Genomic DNA, 22525 nt, shown 5'->3' with positions numbered 1-22525 from the left:
AATGTCAGGCTTAGAAATAAGTCTGACATTTTACTTTATACAATTTAGAACTAATTAAATAATTCTATTTCTTCTCCTTTTGCAACCGGATATTCTTCGGTGAAGCATCCGAAACAGTGATTAGATGAACCTAAAATTTCTTTTAAATTATCTGTACTTAAGAATTCCAACGAATCTACTCCTAAATAATCCCTCAACTGTTCAGTTGACATATTTGCAGAAATTAAATCATCTTTTGAAGGGGTATCAATTCCCAAATAACAAGGGGCAATAATTGGCGGAGAAACACTTCTGAAGTGAATTTCTTTTACACCGGCTTCTTTTAAAATCTTTACCAATCTTTTTGAAGTCGTTCCACGAACAATAGAATCGTCAATAATTACGACTCTTTTTCCTTTAATTTCAGAAATAATCGGATTTAACTTCAGATTCACCACTCTTTCTCTCATTTCCTGAGTCGGAACGATAAAACTTCTTCCGATATATCTGTTTTTAATTAAAACCGGGCGGAAAGGAATTCCCGAAGCTTTGGAAAAGCCAATTGCAGCCGGAACTCCGGAATCCGGAACTCCAATAACTAAATCAGCATCCACAGGAGCTTGTTCCCAGATTTTCTCACCAGATTTTTCTCTGATTTCGTAAACATTAATGTTTTCTAAAGTTGAATCTGGTCTTGCAAAATAAATATATTCAAAAGAACAGATTCTTTGTTTTGCTTTTGCCTCATTCATCATATAAGAATGAAGTTTTCCAGGTTCATTTTCGTTGGTATAAATAATTTCTCCAGGCAAAACATCTCTTACATATTGAGCTCCTACAGCATCTAAAGCTACAGATTCTGAAGCGACAACGTAAGAATTTTCATTAATTGCTCCTAAAACCAAAGGTCTGATTCCGTTGAAATCTCTGAATGCAAAAAATTTATTTCTTGTCATTCCGACAACTGAATACGCCCCTTCAATTTTTTCCATCGTCGCTTTGATAGCTCCACGAAGTCCAAGGTCAAGATTTTTTTGAATTAATCTTAAAATAACCTCAGAATCGGAAGTTGCTCTGAAAACTACACCTTCAGCTTCCAGTTCAGCTTTTAATTCTTTTGCATTGGTTAAATTACCATTATGTGCAATGGAAAGAATAATCTGGTCATATTCGTTTTTGGCGAAAAATGGCTGAAAATTATACTTCTTTTTGTCTCCTGCAGTCGTGTAACGGGTGTGTCCGATTGCAGAGTTTCCCATAAAAGTCTCAGGATCCTGAATTTCTTTATAAACATCCAAAACCAATCCTTCATCTTTCATATTGGTAATTTTTCCGTCTTTAAGAACAGAAATACCACAAGCTTCCTGACCTCTGTGCTGAAGCGCAAAAAGCCCGAACTGGGAAAGAGAAAACGTATCCAAATCATTATCAGAATACATTCCGAAGATTCCGCACTCCTCATTGGGAGCGTCTAATCTTTCTTCTTCCTGTGTTCTGAAAAGATTTCTTCCGTAAGTTTGGGTTTCAAACTGTTTTAAATATTCACTTTTATGAATGTCTAAACTTTTCATTACTATTTTTTCTAATCTAGATTTATTTGATAGATACTTCTTTTAGATGTAAGTTTAAATATTATGTTAAATTCAAATTTTTTACAACTAATTTTTGATCTAAATCTTATTTGCCAAGTGCAACTTTCAATCTGTTGTAGATTTCTACATAAGCTTCAGTCACCTCACCAAGGTCTCTTCTGAATCTGTCTTTGTCAAGTTTCTTCATGGTATCTTTGTCCCAAAGTCTGCACGTATCAGGAGAAATTTCGTCAGCAAGAATAATTTCACCTGCAGAAGTTTTTCCTAATTCAATTTTGAAGTCAACTAAAATAATGTTCATTTTATCGAAAAGATCAATCAGAATTTCGTTGATTTTTCCTGTCAAAGCATACATCTCCTTAAGCTCCTCATACGTTGCAGCTCCTAAGAAAACAGCGTGGTGATCGTTGATCAAAGGATCTCCCAACTCATCTTTTTTGTAGCAGATATCGAAAATGGTTACCGGAGATTTAATTCCTTCTTCAACCCCTAATCTCTGAGCCATACTTCCTGCAGAATAGTTTCTTACCACCATTTCCAAAGGAATAATTGATACTTTAGTTACCAACTGCTCTCTTTCGTCTATTTGTTTGATGAAATGAGTTCTGATTCCTTTTTCATTTAAATATTCAAAAATTAGGGTAGTGATGGCGTTGTTCATTTCACCTTTTAGATCTACAGAACCTCTTTTCTGAGCGTTAAATGCGGTTGCGTCATCTTTAAAACGTACTACAACTTCTTCAGGATTATCGGTAGCAAATACTTGTTTTGCTTTTCCTTCGTACATCATTTCTAGCTTTTGACTCATAATTTTTACTTTTTTTACTTTTGAAAACCTCAAAACCAAAGTTTTCAGTTATAGTTAGATTTATTACTTTTTATTTAATTAAAATTCCTGTTAAAACAGCGACTCCGAAACTTAATAATGTTCCTATTAAAACATATTCCGTTAACTTTCGCTGTTTTGCCTGTGCCAAATCACTGAATCTGAAAACAGATTTTGCCGCTACCATAAAACCTACACCTTCCCAATGATTGACAACGATAAAAGTGAAGACTAATAATCGTTCTAAAATTCCGATATATTTTCCGGCACTTGATAAAGATTCGGTTTGTACACTGCTTTCATCTTCCGATACCGGAGTCCATGATGACAATACTATTTTAATAAAAATTGAAGCAGGTGAAGTTAAAAATAATGCTCCCATTACAATTTTTAAGAAATTATGATTTTTTAAAAATTCAAAATTGAATTCATCAAAACAAAAAGAAATGGCACCAATTACCGCTACATGAAGAATCTGATCGACGAAAAACCATTTTTTTTTGTTTTGATGAGTCTGAAAAGTCAATTTACAGGCATCAATTATAAAATGCGAAACACCTACCAGAACAGCAACCCACCAAAGTTTTAAATCCCAAAGGAAAATGAAACTTAAAACGGTGTGAATCAGAATATGATAATATAAGTACGGACTTTTCAGTTTGTGGTTTTCTTTATCTGCAACCCAAGAGTTTGGCTGAAGAATAAAATCTCCAAGTAAATGTGCCAATATGAGTTGAATAAAAATCATCTTACAATTCTGAAATTTTCTTTCTAAAATATTGATTGGTTTCTACGATAAGCTCGTAGTTTGCACGTTTCAAACGTTGGCTGATTGAAGACTGTGAAATGGCGAATTTCTTTGCCAAATCATCTTGGGTAAAATCCTGATTCATAATCATTTCGTGAATGATCTCAGAAGTCGCCATCGTCCAGTTATCAAAATCTTTTGATGCCCATTTTAAGAGAATATTCAAATCTCGGTCAACAGCATCGCTGGAAGTTTTAATGGAAACAGTGTGACCATCACTTTTTAAATCATTCAGTAATCTCCCGGAATTTACATACGCTGAACCATTGGATTCTGTGATTTTTTCAGACGAAAAATTTTCCTGGCCAATGCCAATTGCTATTCTTACATCTAAATTTTCCTGACTTTTAATTAAAGATTTGATAGCTAAGAAACGCCAGAAAACGTCATCGATATTGCATTTAAGCTGAAACTCGTCTCCTCGGTATATTTCCCAGGTTTGTGGGGCAGTCCCCCAATTTTCTAGGAGATTTTTAAGTTTGGTAATCCAAACTTGTGTGTCTGTATGTTGCGAATTAATAATATCACCAGTGATAACCGCTATCATTTTGCAAATATAATCATTATTACTTATAAATAAAATATATAAGCAAATTTACTTATACAGGAAGAATATTAGGTTTTAAGCTAATAATTTACTGCCATAAAAAAAGACTTTGCTTAATTTAAACAAAGTCTTATATCATTAATGTTTGCAGTTTATTTTTTGATAAACTGATAAATCTTGTCGTCAAGTTTCAAAAGATAAGAGCCAGTTTTCAGATTCTGTACAGAAATATTCTTCTTATTTTTAAATGGAACTTTCTCCGTGTAAATTAATTGTCCTGAGAAATTTAAAATTTGTGCGGTCTGAATATTTTCAGTTTTACCGCTCACGAAAATGTTTTCATTTACAGGATTCGGATAAATTTTAAATTCTTTTCCTGCCAATAATTCAGCTTCAGAAGTTGCAAGTGTTCCTAAATTCTGGCAGTAATTGCTTGCGTAAGAATCCCATTCTGCAATATCAAAAGTTATTGCAGGTTGATTAATTGCTGGTTTTCTATATAAAGAAACATTCCCTAAAACCGAAGAATTGTTTTGTGAAGAGACCCCGATTGCATCTACTGTGGAAGATTTATATCTTAATTCTACATACTGACTTCCTGTAAATGTCATCTGTGGAGCTGCGGTTACAAATTTCGCCTGATTGATTGTGAAGCAAGAAAAATTAGAGTCAGGATTTAGAATCACAAAAGTTTCATTATTCTGAACAGTTCCTTCTAATTCAAAAGGTGCAGGAAAATAATAATTTGTTCCACTCGGAAACTGAATTGATAACCTGTAATCATCTAAATTAACAGAATGACCGGTTTTATTGGTAATTTCAATCGCTTTATTATTAGATGTTCCTTCCAGATATTTTGTCACCATTAAATCTTTAACGTAAATATCCGTCGCTAAAGTTGTTGCTGAAGCGGTATTGCTGTCTCCGGAAAGCAAATATCCGTTATCATAAGCTTTTACAGTGTAAGTATAAGCTGTAGAAGGTGTTAAATGATCTGCACTGAAAGAATTTCCTTTTGACGTACCGATTAAAGTTCCGTTTTGATAAATTTTGTACCCAATTACATCTGTACTTGTACTTGGAGTCCAGGTTAATGTTGTAAAATACGCACTGTTTTGACTTACTGTTAAATTACCTGGGTTTGAAGGTGCTACAGAATCCGGAGCTTGTCCCCAAATTGCATTCACCCAAGCAGGGTTATCAATAAACGGATTTCTGTTTTTCTGTAAATTATAGACAGAATTATTCCTGTCAATTTCCCTTTGAGAAACAGGATCTTGCTGATGCCACTGAAGAAGCATTGCGATATATGCAGGTTCAAAAGATCTTTCCTCAGTTCCATCTAAAGGATTGGTGTCTGAAGCAGGATTTGTACTGTTATTGTAATTAAAAGTACCTAATTTTCCTTCATATCTTACTGCAAAATAGAGCAAACTTCTCGCTACATCTCCTTTAAATTCATTAATGGGTTCATAAACGCGACCGGTATAAACATAATTTGGAATTGCACTATTCGATATTTTTGAAGTATTCGTAAAAGTGTAATAATTTGTTGTACCCGCAATTCCGTAAGGATAATTGCTTCTCAACTGATTGATTCTTGCATCAGTCGGAACTACATAAAACAAATCCGAATACATCGGGTAATTGCTGTAGAATGTACTTTGAGGCATCATGTGTTCTCTGTTCCAGCCTAATCCTTCTGCATTCGCACTTCCGATAATATTTGCGGTTGTGTATTCGTAGGCATCGGGTCCGGAAGGAATTTCAGAATACATATCCAGTAAAATCGTTGTATTTGAAGGTCCGTGATCGTAATATATATCTAAATCTGTCTGATTATAAAAATTCGTCAAATCACCATAATGCCAATTGATGTTTTTAGCAGAGATAATATCATGCAGTTTAGATTTCAATGCATAACCTGTTAATCCTGTTGTTCCATCATAATATCCTGCCGGAATCTGAGCCGAAACGCAAACAGATATTAAAAATATAGGAAGTAGAAGTTTTTTCATTTAGTAAAAATTGGACGGCTAAAGTATGAAATTTATATAATGAAAACCAAAGATTTTGATTAATATTATGTTAATTGTTTAAATATAATTTATTGTAAATTAATAACTTAATTATGTTATTTCATCTTGCTTATAAATAATTTCCTTATTTCGCCAATTTAAGTATCTTTGGCGCATAAGTATAATGTAATTATGAATACAGAAACGATTAACAACATCAAAATGATCGCGGAAACAGCAAAGGAATTTGCTGAAAAGAACATCAGACCAAATATTATGGAATGGGACGAAAGTCAGACTTTTCCTAAAGAACTCTTTCATCAGTTAGGAGACATGGGTTTCATGGGGATTGTAATTCCTGAGCAATATGGTGGTTCTGGTCTTGGTTATCACGAATATGTTGCTATTCTGGATGAAATTTCTCAGGTTGATCCGTCAATCGGTCTTTCAGTTGCGGCGCACAACTCACTTTGTACCAATCATATTTATGAATTCGGAAACGAAGAGCAAAGAAACAAATGGCTTCCGCAATTAGCTACCGGAAAAGTAATCGGAGCTTGGGGATTGACGGAGCACAACACAGGTTCAGATTCAGGTGGAATGTCTACAACTGCTGTAAAAGACGGTGACGAATGGGTGATTAACGGTGCTAAAAACTTTATCACTCACGCAATTTCCGGTGATATTGCTGTTGTAATGACAAGAACTGGTGAAATTGGTGCTAAAAACAATTCAACGGCTTTTGTTTTAGAAAAAGGAATGGCTGGTTTCACTTCTGGTAAAAAAGAAAACAAGCTTGGAATGAGAGCTTCAGAAACTGCTGAACTTATTTTTGATAATGTTCGTGTTTCAGACGCAAATCGTTTAGGTGAAGTGGGTGAAGGTTTCAAACAGGCAATGAAAATTCTTGACGGTGGTAGAATTTCTATTGCTGCATTAAGCTTGGGAACTGCAAAAGGAGCTTACAAAGCCGCTTTAAAATATGCGAAGGAAAGAAAACAATTCGGAAAATCAATTTCAGATTTTCAGGCAATTAATTTTATGTTGGCAGATATGGCAACAGAAATTGATGCTGCAGAATTGTTGATTCAGAGAGCTTCTACTTTGAAAAATGCAAAGCAGAAAATGACAAGAGAAGGTGCGATGGCAAAATTGTATGCATCTGAAGCTTGTGTAAGAATTTCTAATAATGCAGTTCAGATTTTCGGAGGTTACGGTTATACTAAAGATTTCCCCGCTGAAAAATACTACAGAGATTCTAAATTGTGTACAATCGGTGAAGGTACTTCTGAAATTCAGAGATTAGTTATCGGTAGAGATATCACAAAATAATTTATAGGTTTATTCACCCAAAATTATTATAAAAACAATAGCATACGTACTTTACGTGTGCTATTTTCATTTTATAGTGAAGTAGTTTTTTGCTGGTTCAATGTATTGCATATTAATTTAAAGTAAAACTCTAAAATTTTCTTAATAATTTTTGTTTTTCGTAATATTATTTTTATTAGCTTTGATATTCCACAATCAAAATAGATATTTTATGAAAAAACAACTATTGGTGATTGGAGTGCTTATGTCAGGCATTTCTTTCGCACAGACAGATCGTCTTTGGTCTGAAACTTCCAAAAAAACAAATTCAGAAATTTTTGAAAACAAATCCTCTATTAACAATCCGAAAATCTATAGTTTAGATATTATTGGATTAAAAAATGCTTTAGCAAAAGCTCCCAAAAGATTGGCTGTAGGAGAAAAATCTGAAATCATTATCTCTTTTCCAAATTCTGGCGGGAAAATGGAGAATTTTAAAGTAAGAGAAAATTCTAATTTTGATCCCCAGCTTGCCGCAAAATATCCGGACATCAAATCTTATATAGGAGAAGGTTTTGGTGATTCAAATTCAACTGTTTATTTCAGTATATCTCCGTTAGGATTATCTTCAATGGAAATTTATGGTGATAAATCGGCGGTTTTCATCGAGCCTTATTCTAAAGATCTTTCAACCTATGTAGTTTATAAAAAATCAGATAAAAAAGATGATTTAAACAAATTTGAATGTACGGTAATCGACGTTGCTCAAAAAGGAGTTTCCGGTATTGATAATCTTGCAGCGAGACCCAATGCGGATGATGCGAAATTAAGAACTTTCCGACTAGCTTTATCATCAACAGGAGAATATACCACTTATTTTGGAGGAACAAAAGCACTTGCTCTTGCTGCCATGAATAATACAATGACTCGTGTAAACGGAGTTTTTGAAAAAGATTTTTCTGCAAGAATGGTCTTGATTGCCAATAATGATGCTGTAATTTATACCAATGCCTCTACAGATCCTTATTCTCCAGCAGCACAAATGAGTAACTGGAATTCTCAACTTCAATCAACTTTAACTTCCGTAATCGGCGAGGCAAATTATGATGTCGGACATTTATTCGGAGCTTCCGGAGGCGGAGGAAACGCAGGTTGTATCGGCTGTGTTTGTGTAAATGGTTCAAAAGGAAGCGGTTATACTTCTCCGTCAGACGGAGTTCCTTCAGGCGATAATTTTGATATTGATTATGTAGCACACGAATTAGGTCATCAGTTTGGTGGAAATCATACTTTCTCTCACGCTAACGAAGGAACTGGTGCTAATATGGAGCCTGGTTCAGGATCTACAATCATGGGGTATGCAGGAATTACAAGTCAGGATATTCAGGCACATTCAGATTCTTTCTTTCATGCAATAAGTATTCAGCAGATTACAGATAATATTAAAGCTAAAACCTGCCCGACAAGTACAAATACGGGCAATTCAATTCCTACAGCAAATGCCGGTTTAGATTATACCATTCCAAAAGGAACACCATTTATGTTAACAGGTTCCGGAATCGATGCGAATGGAGATTCTTTAACTTATATTTGGGAACAGATGAACAATGCTTCATCTTCTCAAACAGGAGCAAGTTCGGCGGCAAGTGCTACAAAAGCAACAGGTCCAACTTTCAGATCATGGACTCCGCAAACAACTCCTACGAGATATTTCCCGAGAATGGCATCTGTTTTAACGGGAGCAACAACAACGGCGGGTTCTGAAATTACGGTTGAAGCGTTATCAAATGTGGCGAGAACATATAATTTCAGATTTACGGTTCGTGATAACAGATCAGGAGGCTCAGGAAATAATTCTGATGATGCTGTAATTACAGTAAATGGAACTGCGGGACCTTTCTCCGTAAGTTCTCAAAATACGGCGACAACTTATTCCGGAGGAACTTCTCAAACTATCACGTGGAATGTTGCAGGAACTACAGCAAATGGAGTAAATGCAGCCAATGTAGATATTCTTTGGTCTACAGACAGCGGAAATACATGGTCTACCCTACTTTCCGGAACTCCAAATGACGGTTCTCAGGCGGTAACAATTCCAAATGTTTCTACAAGTACAGGAAGAATTATGGTAAAAGGTTCAGATCATATTTTCTTTGATGTAAATAATGCAAATATTACGGTAAATGCAGGTTCTGGAGCAACAGATACTACTCCGCCATCGGCTCCAACTTTGACAGCATCCGGAACAACTTCAACAACCACAAATCTTTCTTGGTCGGGTGCTACAGATAACGTTGCGGTGACAGGTTATGATGTTTACCAAGGTACTTCGTTGATTGGTTCTTCAACATCAACTTCTTATTCTGTAACAAGTTTAACGCCTTCTACAACATACAGTTTTACTGTTAAGGCAAAAGATGCAGCAGGAAATAATTCAGTTTCAAGCAATACCGTTTCTGTAACGACTCTTGCAGGAAGTGCAGTTACTTATTGTTCGGCAACTGCTACAAATACGGCAGATGAAAGAATTGGAAATGTAAAATTCGGAACCATCAACAATACTTCAACTGGAACTGCAGGTTATGAAAACTTTACTTCAGTTTCCACCAATGTTACAAGAGGTACAGCTTACACAATTTCTGTAACTCCGGTTTGGACTTCAACTAAGTACAATGAAGCGTATGCAGTTTACATTGATTATAACGGCGACGGAGATTTTACAGACAGCGGAGAATTGGCATGGACAAAAACGGGTTCACAAACAACTCCTGTAACGGGTTCAATTACAATTCCATCAACTGCAACTGTCGGTACAACTAGAATGCGTGTAATGATGCAGTATAACTCTGTTCCTTCGTCATCTTGTGGTTCTTATACTTACGGACAGGTAGAAGATTATACTTTAAATATTGTTTCATCAGGAAGAGGTAATGATTTTGATACTAAAGATTTGTTGACTGATCTTAAATTATATCCAAATCCGGCAAAAGATATTTTAAATGTATCAAATGCAAAAAGTGATGAGTATAAAATCTTCGATATGGCAGGAAAACTTATCAGTTCAGGGAAATTAGAAAGAGGATCTGTAAATGTGAGCAGTCTTGTGAAAGGTGCTTACATGATTCAGGTTGGAGAAATCTCAAAAAGATTTATAAAAAATTAGATCAATTTGATTAACCTTAAATTGGAAAGTTGTTCGGAAACGGGCAACTTTTTTTGTGTAATTAATAGTATATGATTTGCGGGAATTGTAAAAGGCATTAAAAACCTAAGCTCTAATATCTGATATCTAATATCTAATTTTTATATTTGCCTTAAATAAAAAATTTCATGGATAAAATTGACAGCCTGAACCAAGTAGCAGAATTCCACACAACCTTTAAAGCACCTGTTTTAGATACTCCACAGATTCCTTCACAAGAAAGATGCAACCTAAGAGTTGAACTTTTACAGGAAGAACTAAACGAATTAAAACAGGCAATTGCAGATAATAATATCGTAGAAATTGCAGATGCTTTATGCGATTTACAATATGTTTTGAGTGGTGCTGTTTTAGAATTCGGTTTGGGTAATAAATTTGTTGAATTATTTAATGAAGTTCAGCGCTCAAATATGTCTAAAGCTTGTGATAATGAAGAACAGGCAAATGAAACTGTTGAATTTTATGCAGCAAAAGAAGTGGATTCTTTCTATGAGAAATCAGGAGAAAAATTTAATGTGTACAGAAAATCAGATCACAAAGTTTTAAAAAACAAATACTACTCTCCCGCAGATTTAAAAACAATAATTGAAAAATAGATGAAATCAAAGATTTACAAATACAATGAAAAATAATAGAGATATGATTTGTAAAAAAATAATTGCTAATATTTTTACCGTTTTAGTTTTGGCCTTAACAACACAACAGTTTTCTGCACAAAAAGCTGTGGTAAACCGGGAAGTAGAAACAACAAACGATGGGAAAATGCTTTTGGGAGCACAGTTAAAAGATCAGTTCGTTAAAGAACCCTATTCTGAGTGGTATACAAAAGAATTTAATGAATATCAAACAGATCAGAAAGCCGTAAGTGAGCTGAAAAAAAATAAAATCACAACTTACGATCTTGTCGTTTTTATAGGAACATGGTGTGAAGACAGTCACCGTGATTTCCCAAGATTGATGAAGATTTTAGATGAGGTAAAATATCCGGATTCAAGAATGACGATTATTGCGGTAAACCGTAAAAAAGAATCTCCAAACGGTGAGGAATCAAAATATAATGTTTCTAAAGTTCCTACCATCATTGTTCAGAAATATGGCAAGGAAATTGGAAGAATTATCGAAATGCCGACCAGTGGTTACATCGAAAGAGATCTCGTAGAGATCCTGAAAAAAGATGACCCATCGGTAATCAGAGAAATATTTAAAAAAGAAAATTGAAAAATTTAAGATTAATTATTCCATTTGTCGGAGGGATTCTCCTCATGTTGATTCTGTTCTTCAGTTTCAGATCCTGCTTTAAACCGACCGAAAAAACAGAAAAGTCAAATTATTATATTCTGACCAATCAGATTTCCAAAATGAATAAAATGGTTGTTTTGGAACAGGATTTTTCTGCAATGCAAAAAACAAAATTCGGTTATGAATTTCTTGGAAAAGAAATGACGAGCAACAGTATTATCACCTATACTAAAACAAATGCGCAGGTTTCTTACGATTTGAATAAGATGAAAATGGAAGTCGATTCCATCAATAAAAAACTGATTATTACAGATCTTCCCAATGCAGAAATCAGAATTGTACCAAGTGTGGAAATTCAGTCATTAGACGATTCTTTCATCAACAGGATTTCTGAGCAGGATATTAAAAATGTTCAGAATAAAGCTAAACAAACGGCGATAAAATCTGTTGACCAGAATAAACTGAGAAGTGAAGGTCATCAACAATTGATGGAAAATCTTAATAATATTTTCGTTTTGGCAAAGGCTTTGAATTATAAGATAGAAGATCAGACCGGTAAAATCGGTGTTCTTGGACTCTAAAATTCAAAACTTATGAATTCAAAAGACGATAACAAAAAGAAAGATTCTGCCAATTCCGCAGAAACAAAAAAGCAGAATGAAGACTTTCGTGATATTCCTTCTTCATCAGAAAAACAAAATCCGCCGGATGTTGATAAAGAAGATGTACAGAAATCTTCAAGTAACAAATCGGGAAAAACAGATAATACTAAGTGAGAGCTTAGTATTTTTTTGTTTAAAAGTGAATATGATTTTGAAAATTCAATTTTGACTAACGTGAAATTTTAAAATAAATTGCATTTTTGGTGAAATATACCGTCAGTATTTCTTAAAGACATAAAAAATGCGTATTTTTGCATCTTAAAATTTCTTAGTAAACAATGATAAAAATTACACTTCCAGACAATAGTGTCAGAGAATTTGAAAGAGCTACTACTCCTTTGGATGTGGCAAAATCTATAAGCGAGGGATTGGCTAGAAATACCATTTCCGCAGTTGTAAACGGCACACAAGTCGAAATTACCACGCCTATAACCACAGATTCTACCGTACAGCTATTAACCTGGAATGATGATCTTGGAAAGAAAGCTTTCTGGCATTCTTCTGCCCATCTTTTGGCGCAGGCTATCCTTGAATTTTTTCCTGATGCTAAGTTAACCATTGGTCCGGCAATTGAAAACGGATTTTATTATGATGTAGATTTCGGAAGCGAAAGTTTATCTGATAAAGATTTTGAGAAAATCGAGAAGAAAGTTTTAGAAAATGCTAAAAAAGGATCAACATTCTCATTATATCCGGTTTCTAAAGAAGAAGCTTTAAAAACGTATGCAGATAATCCTTACAAAGTTGAGTTGATCTCTAATCTTAATGATGGAGAAATCACTTTTGTAACGCATGATGACTTTACAGATCTTTGTCGTGGAGGTCACATTCCAAATACTTCAATTGTAAAAGCTTTTAAAGTTCTAAATGCTGCAGGAGCTTATTGGAGAGGAAATGAGAAAAACCCTCAATTAACAAGAGTTTACGGTATATCTTTCCCAAAACAGAAAGAACTGACAGAATATCTTGAGTTATTAGAAGAGGCAAAAAGAAGAGATCATAGAAAATTAGGTAAAGAATTAGGGATTTTTGCTTTCTCAGAAAAAGTAGGTGCAGGTTTACCACTTTGGTTGCCAAAAGGTACGGCTTTGAGAAAAAAATTAGAAAATTTCCTTTCTGATGCTCAGAAAAAAGGGGGGTACGAATTTGTAATGTCTCCTCACATCGGAGCAAAAGAATTGTATGTAACTTCAGGACACTGGGATAAGTATGGTGCAGATAGTTTTCAGCCCATTAAAACTCCGAATGAGGGAGAAGAATTTATGCTGAAACCAATGAACTGTCCGCATCACTGTGAGATTTACAAAACTTCGCAGTGGAGCTACAGAGATTTGCCAAAAAGATATGCAGAGTTTGGTACTGTTTACAGATATGAGCAAAGTGGTGAGCTTCACGGCTTAACAAGAGTTCGTGGATTTACGCAGGATGACGCGCATTTATTCTGTACTCCGGATCAGCTGATGGATGAATTTAAGAAAACGATTGATTTGGTACTTTATGTTTTCGGATCGTTAGGTTTTGCAGATTTTACGGCTCAAATTTCACTAAGAGATCCTGAAAATACTGAAAAGTATATCGGAAGTGATGAAAACTGGGAAAAAGCAGAAAATGCGATTGTAACTGCTGCAAAAGAAAAAGGATTGAATACTGTTACTGAATATGGAGAAGCTGCATTCTACGGTCCTAAACTGGATTTCATGGTGAAAGATGCTTTAGGAAGAAAATGGCAGTTGGGAACCATTCAGGTAGATTATAATTTACCGGAAAGATTTGATCTTACTTACGTTGGGAGCGATAATGAAAAGCACAGACCGGTAATGATTCACAGAGCACCATTTGGTTCGATGGAGCGTTTCATAGCCATCTTATTAGAAAATACTGCCGGAGATTTCCCATTGTGGCTGGCTCCGGATCAGTTTACGATATTACCAATCAGTGAAAAATATGTAGATTATGCTAAAAAAGTTTCACAACTTTTAGAAAATCACGATATTAGCGGTCTGATTGACGACAGAAACGAAAAAACGGGTAAGAAAATCCGTGATGCAGAGTTGAAGAAAATTCCATTTATGCTTGTAGTAGGTGAAAATGAAGAGAATGATGGCACAATTTCTGTACGTAGACGTGGCGAAGGAGATCTTGGAGTTATGAAAATTGATGATTTTGTAACTTACTTTAAAGAAGCATCAAAAACTGCAGTTGAGTATCAGGCTTAAACCACAAAATTATTTTGAATGAAACAATGATCATTCAAAAAAATATTTAAATAGAAAGTTAACCAATAAAATTTAATACAATAGCACAACGATTTAACAACAGAGGCCCACAAAGACGTCCTGTACAAGAGGACCTACACATGATAAACGATAAGATTCGCGTAAGAGAACTTCGTTTGGTGGGCGATAACGTAGAGCCGGGAATTTTCCCTATCGATAAAGCAAGACAGATTGCTAAAGAACAGGAACTTGACTTGGTTGTAATTTCAGATAAAGCTGAACCGTTCATTGCAAGAATATTAGACTATAAAAAGTTTTTATACGAGCAAAAAAAGAAAACCAAAGAACTTAAAGCGAAACAAATCAAGGTTGTCGTTAAAGAGATTCGTTTCGGACCTCAGACTGACGAGCATGATTATGATTTTAAAAAGAAACATGCTGAAAAGTTTTTGGAAGAAGGTTCGAAATTGAAAACCTACGTATTTTTCAAAGGCCGTTCTATTATCTTTAAAGATCAGGGAGAAATTTTACTTTTAAAGCTGGCTCAGGAATTAGAGCACGTGGGAAAAGTAGATCAATTGCCTAAGCTTGAAGGTAAGAGAATGATTATGATGATGAGTCCTAAGAAACCGGCTAAATAATCTATAATTACACCAAAAGATCAAAGTTTTAAACTTTGATATTCTTGGTTTGCGATATATAAAAGAGATTTTCTTTTGAAAGTCTCTTTTCGTATTATTATTTTTCGTAATTTTGCACACCAATTATCTGCGTGAGGGATATTAATGAAAAGCCCGCAACAAGCGAAGGAATATGCAGAGGAGCGAGGACTTGTAATGAATAGCCCGACCCGAATGAGTGAATGCAGCGAAGCGGAATGAACGATTGAGGGGCACGCCCGAAAAGCTAATAGCCAAATGCTTTTAGCCGATAGCTAAAATATTGATAACAAAAACATAAAAAAGCAAACAATGCCAAAATTAAAAACGAAATCAGGTGCTAAGAAACGTTTTGCTCTTACCGGTTCTGGAAAGATCAAAAGAAAAAACGCTTACAAAAGCCACATCTTAACTAAAAAAGAAACTAAGCAGAAGAGAAATCTTACTACTACTTCTTACGTAGCTAAAGTGGATGAGAAAAGCGTTCAACGTCAATTAGCAATTAAGTAGTTTTTATAAATCATTATCCGGTTTATAAGAATTCAAACAAATTCAACATTTAACCCTGAAACGGTGCACCCAAGAGTAACAATTGTTACCGCCCTTTTCAAAAAAACAATTTAAATTATGCCAAGATCAGTAAATGCCGTAGCTTCTAGAGCACGCAGAAAAAAATTAATGAAACAAGCTAAAGGTTTTTTCGGTAGAAGAAAGAACGTTTGGACTGTTGCTAAAAACGCGGTACAAAAAGCAATGCAATATGCTTACCGTGGAAGAAAAGAGAAAAAGAGAAACTTCAGATCACTTTGGATCATGCGTATCAACGCAGGAGCTAGAGAGCACGGAATGTCTTACTCTCAGTTTATGGGAGCTCTTAAAAAGAACAACATTGAATTAAACAGAAAAGTTCTTGCTGATTTAGCAATGAACTATCCTGAAGCTTTCAAAGCAGTTGTAGATCAAGTAAAATAATGTAAAATTTTTTGTTATCAATATTAGATCCCGAGTTTTTTGCTCGGGATTTTTTTATTATCTACATTTGCTTAATATTAAAAAGTAGTACAATTTAAAGTGAAAAAATTAACAGGTCTTCTTCTCCTTTCTTTGGCTTCATACGGTTTGCAGGCACAGAGTTTTATTCAGGCTTATCAGACAAGAGCCAATCAGGTTACTCAAACGAATATTACCACTTTGCTTCAGGAATTTTCGAATCTCGGTGTGAAAACTACAGGATCTGCAGCCAATACAAATACACTGAACTGGCTTAGAGCTAAATATCAGTCTTTCGGGTATGATGCAAGTCAGATCACAGAAGATACTTTTACTTATGGAAGTGCAACTTCTAAGAATTTAATTATTACCAAAACTGGAACTGTTTATCCTAATATTTACGTTATTATTTGTGGACATTACGATACCATTACAGGTCCCGGAGTAAGCGATAACGGAAGCGGAACTTCTATTTTATTGGAAGCTGCAAGAATTTTGAAAGATGTTCCTACAGAATATTCGGTCAAGTTTATCCATTTTTCGGGTGAAGAACAGGGTTTGATCGGTAGTAATCATTACGTGAATAACGTTGTTTTTAGTAATAATGTTCGTCAGCTTAATTTAAAAGTTGTTTTTAATATTGATCAGGTCGGAGGAAAAATCACCAATCCGAGCAATACAATTGTTTGTGAAAGCGATCAAAGTTCAGCGGGAGGAACAGCCAATAATGCACCGTCTCTTGCAATGACTCAGCAATTGGCAAACTGTACAACGTTATATTCTCCTCTACAGACCACTCTATCAAATGCGTATGCATCAGATTATGTGCCTTTTGAAGCTAAAGGAGATATTATTACAGGTTTTTATGAAACCCCTGTGAGCGGAAATCAGCATACGGTAAATGATACTTTTGCGAATGTTGATCCTTTATATGTTTTTAATGTCGGAAAAGCGGCAGTCGGAGCTCTTCAGCATTTTGCGGTGGCAACTTCTGTTTTGAGTACTCATGAAACTGTTGTCAATAAACTGGAATCAATAAAGATTTATCCTAATCCGGCAAAAGATATTCTGAATGTTGAACTTCCTAATAATATTAAAAAATTCTCTCTTGAAATCAGTGATATGAGTGGTAAATTAATTTCAACGTATGTAAACGAAAATAAGATCAATGTTTCTAAATTACCAACCGGAGTTTATCTTTGTACCATAAAATCTGATGGTGAAACAATAACTAAAAAAATGATTATCGATAAATAAAAATAAATTGAATTTTTAAAAAATCATTTATCAATTTAAAGTTTTTATTAAATAAAAAATAATGATTCCTTACTTTCGTTTGGAATCATTTTATTTATACATTTGCAAAAATTATAACGTGAAGAAAATACTTGGTATTATTGTTTTGTCTTTCGGACTTCAAATTGTAAAAGCACAAAACTTTATTCAGGCTTATCAGACGAGAGCAGATCAGGTTACCCAAACCAATATTACTACGAATTTGCAGGAATTTTCAAATTTCGGAATTAAAACCACCGGTTCTGCAAATAATACTAATGCATTAAACTGGCTTAAAAATAAATACACCTCTTACGGATATTCTGCGAGCCAGATTGTAGAAGATCCTTTTTCTTACGTTTCAGGAGGAAATACGGTAAATTCAAAAAATCTTGTCGTTACAAAAACAGGAACACTTTATCCGAACAAATTTGTGATTATCTGTGGTCATTTCGACAGTATCAATGGTCCGGGAGTAAATGATAACGGAAGCGGAACATCAATTATTCTGGAAGCTGCAAGAATTTTGAAAGATGTTCCGACAGAATATTCTATAAAATTTATTCATTTTTCAGGAGAAGAACAGGGTTTAAAAGGCAGTTCTCATTACGCAAATACGGTTGCTTATCAAGGCTCAACCCGTGTTTTAGATATTAAACTGGTTTTTAACCTGGATCAGGTTGGAGGTAAAATGGGGAACAATAATAATACGATTTACTGTGACGAAGATATGGGCGGAAACCCCAATAATACAGCTGCTTCTGTGGCTGCAACTCAGGAATTGGTAACGCTTACAGGTCTTTATTCACCATTATTAACGGATATTGACGAAGCTGAAGATACCGATTATATTCCTTTTGAATTGAAAGGTGAAGTTATTACAGGATATTTTGAGAGAATCAGAAGTAATTATCCTCACACTGCGAACGATACTTTTGCCAATACAGATCCCGTTTATATTTACAAAGTTGGAAAAGCTTCAGTTGGCGCACTTCAGCATTTTGCTGTGGCATCAACTACAATTTTATCAACTGATGAAACCTCCATCAATCAGCTAGAAAAAATATCAGTTTATCCTAATCCTGCAAAAGATTTTTTAAATCTCTCATTACCAAAAAATGTAAAGAATTTCAGTTTTGAATTAACCAATTTGCCAGGTCAAACGATTTTGAAAGAAAAGAATAATACTAAAATAAATATTTCCGGCATCGTAAAAGGTGTTCATTTAGCAAAAATAACAGCAAATAATCACACGGTCGTTAGAAAAGTAATTATTGAATAATACAACTTTAAGCCTGCAATTTGCAGGCTTAGTTATTTCTTGCCAAAAGAATTTTTTCAATATTTTCCAAGTTCATATTTTTAGCTTTCAGCAAAATCAAAAAATGATACAACAGATCTGCAGCTTCATTTTTAAAAAGATCATCATTATGGTCTTTGGCTTCAATAACCAATTCCACAGCCTCCTCTCCTACTTTCTGAGCCATTTTATTAATCCCTTTCTGAAATAAAGAATAGGTATAAGAATCTTCTGCTTTTTCATTAATTCTGTGGCTGATTTTTTCTTCCAGCTCATATAAAAAACCTTTGGAATCTTTCTTACCAAAACAACTGAAGCTTCCGGTATGACAAACTATGTTTTCAGGAACAGCTTTAATTAAAATCGTATCCTGATCACAATCAACATTAATACTTTTTACAGTTAAAAAATTTCCGGATTCTTCGCCTTTCGTCCAAAGTCTGTTTTTTGAGCGGCTAAAAAATGTTACAATTTCATCTTTTTTCGTTTTTTCAAAGGCTTCTTCGTTCATGTAACCCAACATGAGAACCTGTAATGTTCTGTCATCCTGAATAATCACAGGAACTAAACCATCTTTATTTGTATTAAAATTAATTTTCATCGTACTGCAATATTTTTAAGTTTTAATTCATTTTTTAAATCCAGGATTTTCACTTCTCCAAAATGAAAAATACTCGCCGCCAAAGCTCCCGTTGCTTTTGTTTCATTAAAAACTTTTTCAAAATCTTCAATATTTCCGGCACCTCCCGAAGCGATAACGGGAATATTTAAGTTTTCAGAGATTAGTTTTGTGATTCTTAAATCGAAACCGTTTTTAGTTCCGTCACCATCCATTGATGTTAAAAGAATTTCGCCGGCTCCCAATTTTTCCGTTCTTTTTGCCCAATCAATTGTTTTTAGATCTGTAATTTCACGACCTCCTTTGGTGTGAACCCAATCCGAATGATCTACAAGCTTCGTATCAATTGCAACGACAATGCATTGACTTCCAAATTCTTGAGCCAAATCAGAAATCAATTGAGGATTTTTTACCGCGGAAGAATTGATGCTGATTTTATCTGCTCCTGCTTCCAATAACTTCCTTACATCATCTACTGTAGAAATTCCGCCTCCGACTGTGAAAGGAATACTCAATTCTTTAGCAATATCTCTTACCAATTCAACAAAAGTTTTCCGTTCTTCAATGGTTGCTGTAATATCCAGAAAAACCAGTTCGTCGGCTCCTTCCTCTTCATATCTCTTTGCCAATTCTATAGGATTTCCTGCATTTCGCAATTCTTCAAAATTGATTCCCTTTACAGTCGTTCCATCTTTGATATCAAGACAGGGAATTATTCTTTTTTTTAACATGCTTGTTATATTTTTTGATAGGATTTTATCCTATCCTTTAGAAAGTCGTCCTTTTCGGGACTCCATATAAATCTTTGATTTTCTAAACTTCTGTGCTCTTTTATAAAGAGAATTATTAAAACTCTTCTGTGACTTATGTGTTAAAAACTTTTGTGGTTAGACAAAAGTCTGCAATTGTTTCAAGGAAATCCGTCCCTCATAAATTGCTTTTCCGATAATTGTTCCGGAACATCCGATTTCTTTCATTTTATAAATATCTTCAATCCCCGAAATTCCGCCACTCGCAATCAACTGTACAGAAGTTTGATGCAGAATCTCCTGATATAAGTCTGTTGACGGACCTTCCAACATTCCGTCTTTTGAAATATCTGTACAAATGACATTTTTTACACCTTTTTGTTGATATTGGAGAATAAAATCAATCACATCTTTATTACTTGCTTCCAGCCAGCCGGAAGTTTTTATTTTTCTGTTTTCACAGTCAGCTCCGAGAATAATTTTATCCGAACCGTATTTTTCAATCAATTCAAAACAGAATTCAGGATTTTGAACTGCAATACTTCCGATTGTAATCTGTTTTGCACCAAAATTAAAAGCCATTTGAATATCTTCAAAACTTTTTAAGCCACCTCCAAAGTCGATTTGTAAAGACGTTTCATTTGCAATAATTTCCAACACCTTTTGATTGACAATATGTTTGGATTTTGCCCCATCAAGATCTACCAAATGAAGATATTTGATACCGAAACTTTCGAATTCTTTAGCAACTTCTACCGGATTTTCATTATAGATTTTCTTTGTATTATAATCACCTTTTGACAAACGGACACATTTTCCGTCAATGATATCGATAGCTGGAATAATTTTCATACTTAAAGTTTTAAAAAGTTTTCTAATAATCTACTTCCGATTTCTCCGGATTTTTCAGGGTGAAACTGCATGGCATAAAAATTATCTTTCTGCAAAGACGCACTGAATGGCAAAATATAATTACAGACAGAACTCGTATTTTCTGATAATTCACAATAAAAGCTATGAACAAAATATACGTCTTCATTCTCTTCAATTCCGTAAAAAATATTTGATTTAAAATCCGAAATCGTATTCCAGCCCATGTGCGGAACAATATTTTCTGAAGGAAATTTTTTTACGTTAATATCAAAAATTCCCATTCCCAAAGTATTTCCTTCTTCACTGTTTTTACACATCAGCTGCATTCCCAGACAAATTCCTAAAACTGGTTGCTTCAAAGTCGGAATTAGCTGATCTAATTCTTTCTCCTTTAAGATTTTCATTGTTGAAGAAGCTTCTCCAACTCCTGGAAAAATCACTTTATCAGCGTTTTTTATTAACTCTAAATCATCAGTAATAATTGACTCTGCTCCTAATCTGTTCAATGCATTTTGCACGGAATTTACATTTCCGCCGTTGTATTTTATAATCGCAATCATTTTATAAACTTCCTTTAGTCGATGGGATATTAAAGTTCTGGTCTGTCTGATTAACAGCCATTTTTACAGCTTTAGCAAAGGCTTTAAAAACAGATTCAATCTTATGGTGTTCATTTTCTCCTTCTACTTTTATATTCAGATTACATTTAGCCGAATCGGTGAAAGATTTAAAAAAGTGCTGAAACATTTCCGTAGGAACATCACCAATTTTTTCACGTTTAAAATCAGCTTCCCAAACTAACCAGGAACGTCCTCCGAAATCAAGAGCAACCTGCGCGAGACAATCATCCATCGGAAGAAGAAAACCATATCGTTCTATTCCTTTTTTCTTTCCTAAAGCTTTTAAAAACGCTTCTCCCAAAACAATTCCGGTATCTTCAATCGTATGATGCTCATCAACCTGTAAATCTCCTTTTACTTTAATTTTTAAATCTAGATTTCCGTGTTTCGAAATCTGTTCAAGCATATGGTCAAAAAAATATAAGCCCGTTGAAATTTCAGATTTTCCGATTCCATCAAGATTAACTTCAATTTCAATATCTGTTTCATTCGTTTTTCTTGAAACTTTAGCCTTTCTCGGGATTTTTTTCAAATAAGAATAAATTTCACTCCAGTTTTCGGTTGTTAAATCAGCATCTTCATTTTGAACTTTATGAATGAAAATAGCTTTAGAAGTTAAATTTTTTGCCAACTGAATATCTGTAAGTCTGTCTCCAATCACAAAAGAATTCTCAAGATCATAATCTCCATAAATATATTTTCCGAACATTCCTATTCCGGGTTTTCTGGTAGAAAGATTTTCATGTTCAAAACTCTTATCAATCAGAATATCATTGAAAATAACCCCTTCATTCCCAAATAATTTTAACATTTTCTCATGAGGTTTTATGAAATCTTCATAAGGAAAACTTTCTGTTTCCAATCCATCCTGATTGCTTACCAAGACAAGTTCAAAATCAAGTTCTTTGGCAATTTTTGAGAGATTCTGAAAAACTCCGGGATAGAATTCGAGCTTTTCTAAAGAATCTACCTGAAAATCAATAGGAGGTTCTATAATTAAAGTTCCGTCGCGATCTATAAATAATGCTTTTTTCATTTCT

At 34.4% G+C, this 22525-nt stretch carries 22 protein-coding genes; 12 read left to right on the top strand and 10 right to left on the bottom strand.

Features of this window, described 5'->3' with window-relative positions; genetic code table 11:
* Window positions 1–50 precede the first annotated feature (50 nt).
* The 5 genes from purF to ACOOWA_RS06505 all read right to left on the bottom strand — a co-directional run bounded on the left by purF (window position 51) and on the right by ACOOWA_RS06505 (window position 5770).
* On the bottom strand, window positions 51–1550 hold the full coding sequence (gene purF / locus ACOOWA_RS06525; protein WP_421374033.1) for an amidophosphoribosyltransferase: 1500 nt from the start codon (window positions 1548–1550) through the stop codon (window positions 51–53).
* A gap of 106 nt (window positions 1551–1656) precedes the next feature.
* The gene (gene purC / locus ACOOWA_RS06520; RefSeq protein WP_421374032.1) at window positions 1657–2379 is read right to left on the bottom strand and encodes a phosphoribosylaminoimidazolesuccinocarboxamide synthase; all 723 of its coding nucleotides are present in this window, start codon (window positions 2377–2379) and stop codon (window positions 1657–1659) included.
* 70 nt (window positions 2380–2449) lie between these two features.
* Window positions 2450–3145 carry a DUF3307 domain-containing protein gene (locus tag ACOOWA_RS06515; protein WP_421374031.1) on the bottom strand — a complete coding sequence of 232 codons (696 nt, stop codon included), beginning with the start codon at window positions 3143–3145 and terminating at the stop codon, window positions 2450–2452.
* 1 nt (window position 3146) lies between these two features.
* Window positions 3147–3752 (bottom strand): SatD family protein, encoded by a 606-nt coding sequence (locus ACOOWA_RS06510; protein WP_421374029.1) that lies wholly within the window; start codon window positions 3750–3752, stop codon window positions 3147–3149.
* A 152-nt stretch (window positions 3753–3904) separates the two neighbouring features.
* Window positions 3905–5770 carry an endonuclease gene (locus ACOOWA_RS06505; protein ID WP_421374028.1) on the bottom strand — a complete coding sequence of 622 codons (1866 nt, stop codon included), beginning with the start codon at window positions 5768–5770 and terminating at the stop codon, window positions 3905–3907.
* A 192-nt stretch (window positions 5771–5962) separates the two neighbouring features.
* On the opposite strand from ACOOWA_RS06505, the gene ACOOWA_RS06500 reads away from it, so the two are divergent.
* The 12 genes from ACOOWA_RS06500 to ACOOWA_RS06445 all read left to right on the top strand — a co-directional run bounded on the left by ACOOWA_RS06500 (window position 5963) and on the right by ACOOWA_RS06445 (window position 18606).
* The gene (locus ACOOWA_RS06500) at window positions 5963–7102 is read left to right on the top strand and encodes an acyl-CoA dehydrogenase family protein (protein ID WP_267266149.1); all 1140 of its coding nucleotides are present in this window, start codon (window positions 5963–5965) and stop codon (window positions 7100–7102) included.
* A gap of 211 nt (window positions 7103–7313) precedes the next feature.
* Window positions 7314–10244 (top strand): reprolysin-like metallopeptidase, encoded by a 2931-nt coding sequence (locus ACOOWA_RS06495; protein WP_421374026.1) that lies wholly within the window; start codon window positions 7314–7316, stop codon window positions 10242–10244.
* A gap of 167 nt (window positions 10245–10411) precedes the next feature.
* Window positions 10412–10879: a hypothetical protein gene (locus ACOOWA_RS06490; protein WP_421374025.1), complete on the top strand. Its 468-nt coding sequence runs from the start codon at window positions 10412–10414 to the stop codon at window positions 10877–10879.
* A 25-nt stretch (window positions 10880–10904) separates the two neighbouring features.
* The gene (locus ACOOWA_RS06485; RefSeq protein ID WP_421374024.1) at window positions 10905–11501 is read left to right on the top strand and encodes a TlpA family protein disulfide reductase; all 597 of its coding nucleotides are present in this window, start codon (window positions 10905–10907) and stop codon (window positions 11499–11501) included.
* On the top strand, window positions 11498–12103 hold the full coding sequence (locus tag ACOOWA_RS06480) for a DUF4230 domain-containing protein (protein WP_421374022.1): 606 nt from the start codon (window positions 11498–11500) through the stop codon (window positions 12101–12103). Before ACOOWA_RS06485 ends, ACOOWA_RS06480 begins: the two co-directional genes overlap by 4 nt.
* 12 nt (window positions 12104–12115) lie before the next feature.
* Window positions 12116–12298, top strand: a complete 183-nt coding sequence (locus tag ACOOWA_RS06475) for a hypothetical protein (protein WP_421374021.1) — start codon at window positions 12116–12118, stop codon at window positions 12296–12298.
* 164 nt (window positions 12299–12462) lie between these two features.
* Complete coding sequence (gene thrS, locus ACOOWA_RS06470; RefSeq protein WP_421374020.1) at window positions 12463–14400, top strand: threonine--tRNA ligase; 1938 nt, start codon at window positions 12463–12465, stop codon at window positions 14398–14400.
* A gap of 140 nt (window positions 14401–14540) precedes the next feature.
* Window positions 14541–15041, top strand: coding sequence for a translation initiation factor IF-3 (gene infC, locus ACOOWA_RS06465; RefSeq protein ID WP_115596428.1), 501 nt, complete (start codon window positions 14541–14543; stop codon window positions 15039–15041).
* Between the two features lie 330 nt (window positions 15042–15371).
* Window positions 15372–15569, top strand: a complete 198-nt coding sequence (rpmI, locus tag ACOOWA_RS06460; protein WP_002979658.1) for a 50S ribosomal protein L35 — start codon at window positions 15372–15374, stop codon at window positions 15567–15569.
* 117 nt (window positions 15570–15686) lie between these two features.
* On the top strand, window positions 15687–16031 hold the full coding sequence (rplT, locus tag ACOOWA_RS06455; RefSeq protein WP_047444038.1) for a 50S ribosomal protein L20: 345 nt from the start codon (window positions 15687–15689) through the stop codon (window positions 16029–16031).
* Window positions 16032–16130: 99 nt separating this feature from the next.
* On the top strand, window positions 16131–17306 hold the full coding sequence (locus ACOOWA_RS06450) for a M28 family peptidase (RefSeq protein ID WP_421374016.1): 1176 nt from the start codon (window positions 16131–16133) through the stop codon (window positions 17304–17306).
* 118 nt (window positions 17307–17424) lie between these two features.
* Entirely contained in the window at window positions 17425–18606 is a 1182-nt protein-coding gene (locus ACOOWA_RS06445; RefSeq protein WP_421374015.1) for a M28 family peptidase, read from the top strand.
* A 28-nt stretch (window positions 18607–18634) separates the two neighbouring features.
* On the opposite strand, the gene hisIE is transcribed toward ACOOWA_RS06445, so the two are convergent.
* The 5 genes from hisIE to hisB all read right to left on the bottom strand — a co-directional run bounded on the left by hisIE (window position 18635) and on the right by hisB (window position 22521).
* On the bottom strand, window positions 18635–19225 hold the full coding sequence (gene hisIE, locus ACOOWA_RS06440) for a bifunctional phosphoribosyl-AMP cyclohydrolase/phosphoribosyl-ATP diphosphatase HisIE (RefSeq protein ID WP_421374014.1): 591 nt from the start codon (window positions 19223–19225) through the stop codon (window positions 18635–18637).
* Window positions 19222–19974, bottom strand: a complete 753-nt coding sequence (gene hisF / locus ACOOWA_RS06435) for an imidazole glycerol phosphate synthase subunit HisF (RefSeq protein WP_421374013.1) — start codon at window positions 19972–19974, stop codon at window positions 19222–19224. The genes hisIE and hisF overlap by 4 nt, the downstream gene beginning before the upstream one ends.
* 156 nt (window positions 19975–20130) lie before the next feature.
* The gene (hisA, locus tag ACOOWA_RS06430) at window positions 20131–20844 is read right to left on the bottom strand and encodes a 1-(5-phosphoribosyl)-5-[(5-phosphoribosylamino)methylideneamino]imidazole-4-carboxamide isomerase (RefSeq protein ID WP_421374012.1); all 714 of its coding nucleotides are present in this window, start codon (window positions 20842–20844) and stop codon (window positions 20131–20133) included.
* Between the two features lie 2 nt (window positions 20845–20846).
* Complete coding sequence (hisH, locus tag ACOOWA_RS06425; RefSeq protein WP_421374011.1) at window positions 20847–21425, bottom strand: imidazole glycerol phosphate synthase subunit HisH; 579 nt, start codon at window positions 21423–21425, stop codon at window positions 20847–20849.
* Window position 21426: 1 nt separating this feature from the next.
* The gene (gene hisB / locus ACOOWA_RS06420; protein ID WP_421374009.1) at window positions 21427–22521 is read right to left on the bottom strand and encodes a bifunctional histidinol-phosphatase/imidazoleglycerol-phosphate dehydratase HisB; all 1095 of its coding nucleotides are present in this window, start codon (window positions 22519–22521) and stop codon (window positions 21427–21429) included.
* Window positions 22522–22525 lie beyond the last annotated feature (4 nt).

It is taken from the genome of Chryseobacterium sp. GP-SGM7 (genome assembly GCF_049166575.1).
In the GTDB taxonomy this organism is placed as follows: Bacteria; Bacteroidota; Bacteroidia; order Flavobacteriales; family Weeksellaceae; genus Chryseobacterium.
Note: the sequence above shows the minus strand (reverse complement) of the source record. Positions and strands in the feature narration are given on the sequence as shown.

Coding starts and splice junctions, on each gene's coding strand:
- purF (WP_421374033.1), bottom strand. CDS start 1,550: ATGAAAAGTTTAGACATTCATAAAAGTGAATATTTAAAACAGTTTGAA.
- purC (WP_421374032.1), bottom strand. CDS start 2,379: ATGAGTCAAAAGCTAGAAATGATGTACGAAGGAAAAGCAAAACAAGTA.
- ACOOWA_RS06515 (WP_421374031.1), bottom strand. CDS start 3,145: ATGATTTTTATTCAACTCATATTGGCACATTTACTTGGAGATTTTATT.
- ACOOWA_RS06510 (WP_421374029.1), bottom strand. CDS start 3,752: ATGATAGCGGTTATCACTGGTGATATTATTAATTCGCAACATACAGAC.
- ACOOWA_RS06505 (WP_421374028.1), bottom strand. CDS start 5,770: ATGAAAAAACTTCTACTTCCTATATTTTTAATATCTGTTTGCGTTTCG.
- ACOOWA_RS06500 (WP_267266149.1), top strand. CDS start 5,963: ATGAATACAGAAACGATTAACAACATCAAAATGATCGCGGAAACAGCA.
- ACOOWA_RS06495 (WP_421374026.1), top strand. CDS start 7,314: ATGAAAAAACAACTATTGGTGATTGGAGTGCTTATGTCAGGCATTTCT.
- ACOOWA_RS06490 (WP_421374025.1), top strand. CDS start 10,412: ATGGATAAAATTGACAGCCTGAACCAAGTAGCAGAATTCCACACAACC.
- ACOOWA_RS06485 (WP_421374024.1), top strand. CDS start 10,905: ATGAAAAATAATAGAGATATGATTTGTAAAAAAATAATTGCTAATATT.
- ACOOWA_RS06475 (WP_421374021.1), top strand. CDS start 12,116: ATGAATTCAAAAGACGATAACAAAAAGAAAGATTCTGCCAATTCCGCA.
- thrS (WP_421374020.1), top strand. CDS start 12,463: ATGATAAAAATTACACTTCCAGACAATAGTGTCAGAGAATTTGAAAGA.
- infC (WP_115596428.1), top strand. CDS start 14,541: ATGATAAACGATAAGATTCGCGTAAGAGAACTTCGTTTGGTGGGCGAT.
- rpmI (WP_002979658.1), top strand. CDS start 15,372: ATGCCAAAATTAAAAACGAAATCAGGTGCTAAGAAACGTTTTGCTCTT.
- rplT (WP_047444038.1), top strand. CDS start 15,687: ATGCCAAGATCAGTAAATGCCGTAGCTTCTAGAGCACGCAGAAAAAAA.
- hisIE (WP_421374014.1), bottom strand. CDS start 19,225: ATGAAAATTAATTTTAATACAAATAAAGATGGTTTAGTTCCTGTGATT.
- hisF (WP_421374013.1), bottom strand. CDS start 19,974: ATGTTAAAAAAAAGAATAATTCCCTGTCTTGATATCAAAGATGGAACG.
- hisA (WP_421374012.1), bottom strand. CDS start 20,844: ATGAAAATTATTCCAGCTATCGATATCATTGACGGAAAATGTGTCCGT.
- hisH (WP_421374011.1), bottom strand. CDS start 21,425: ATGATTGCGATTATAAAATACAACGGCGGAAATGTAAATTCCGTGCAA.
- hisB (WP_421374009.1), bottom strand. CDS start 22,521: ATGAAAAAAGCATTATTTATAGATCGCGACGGAACTTTAATTATAGAA.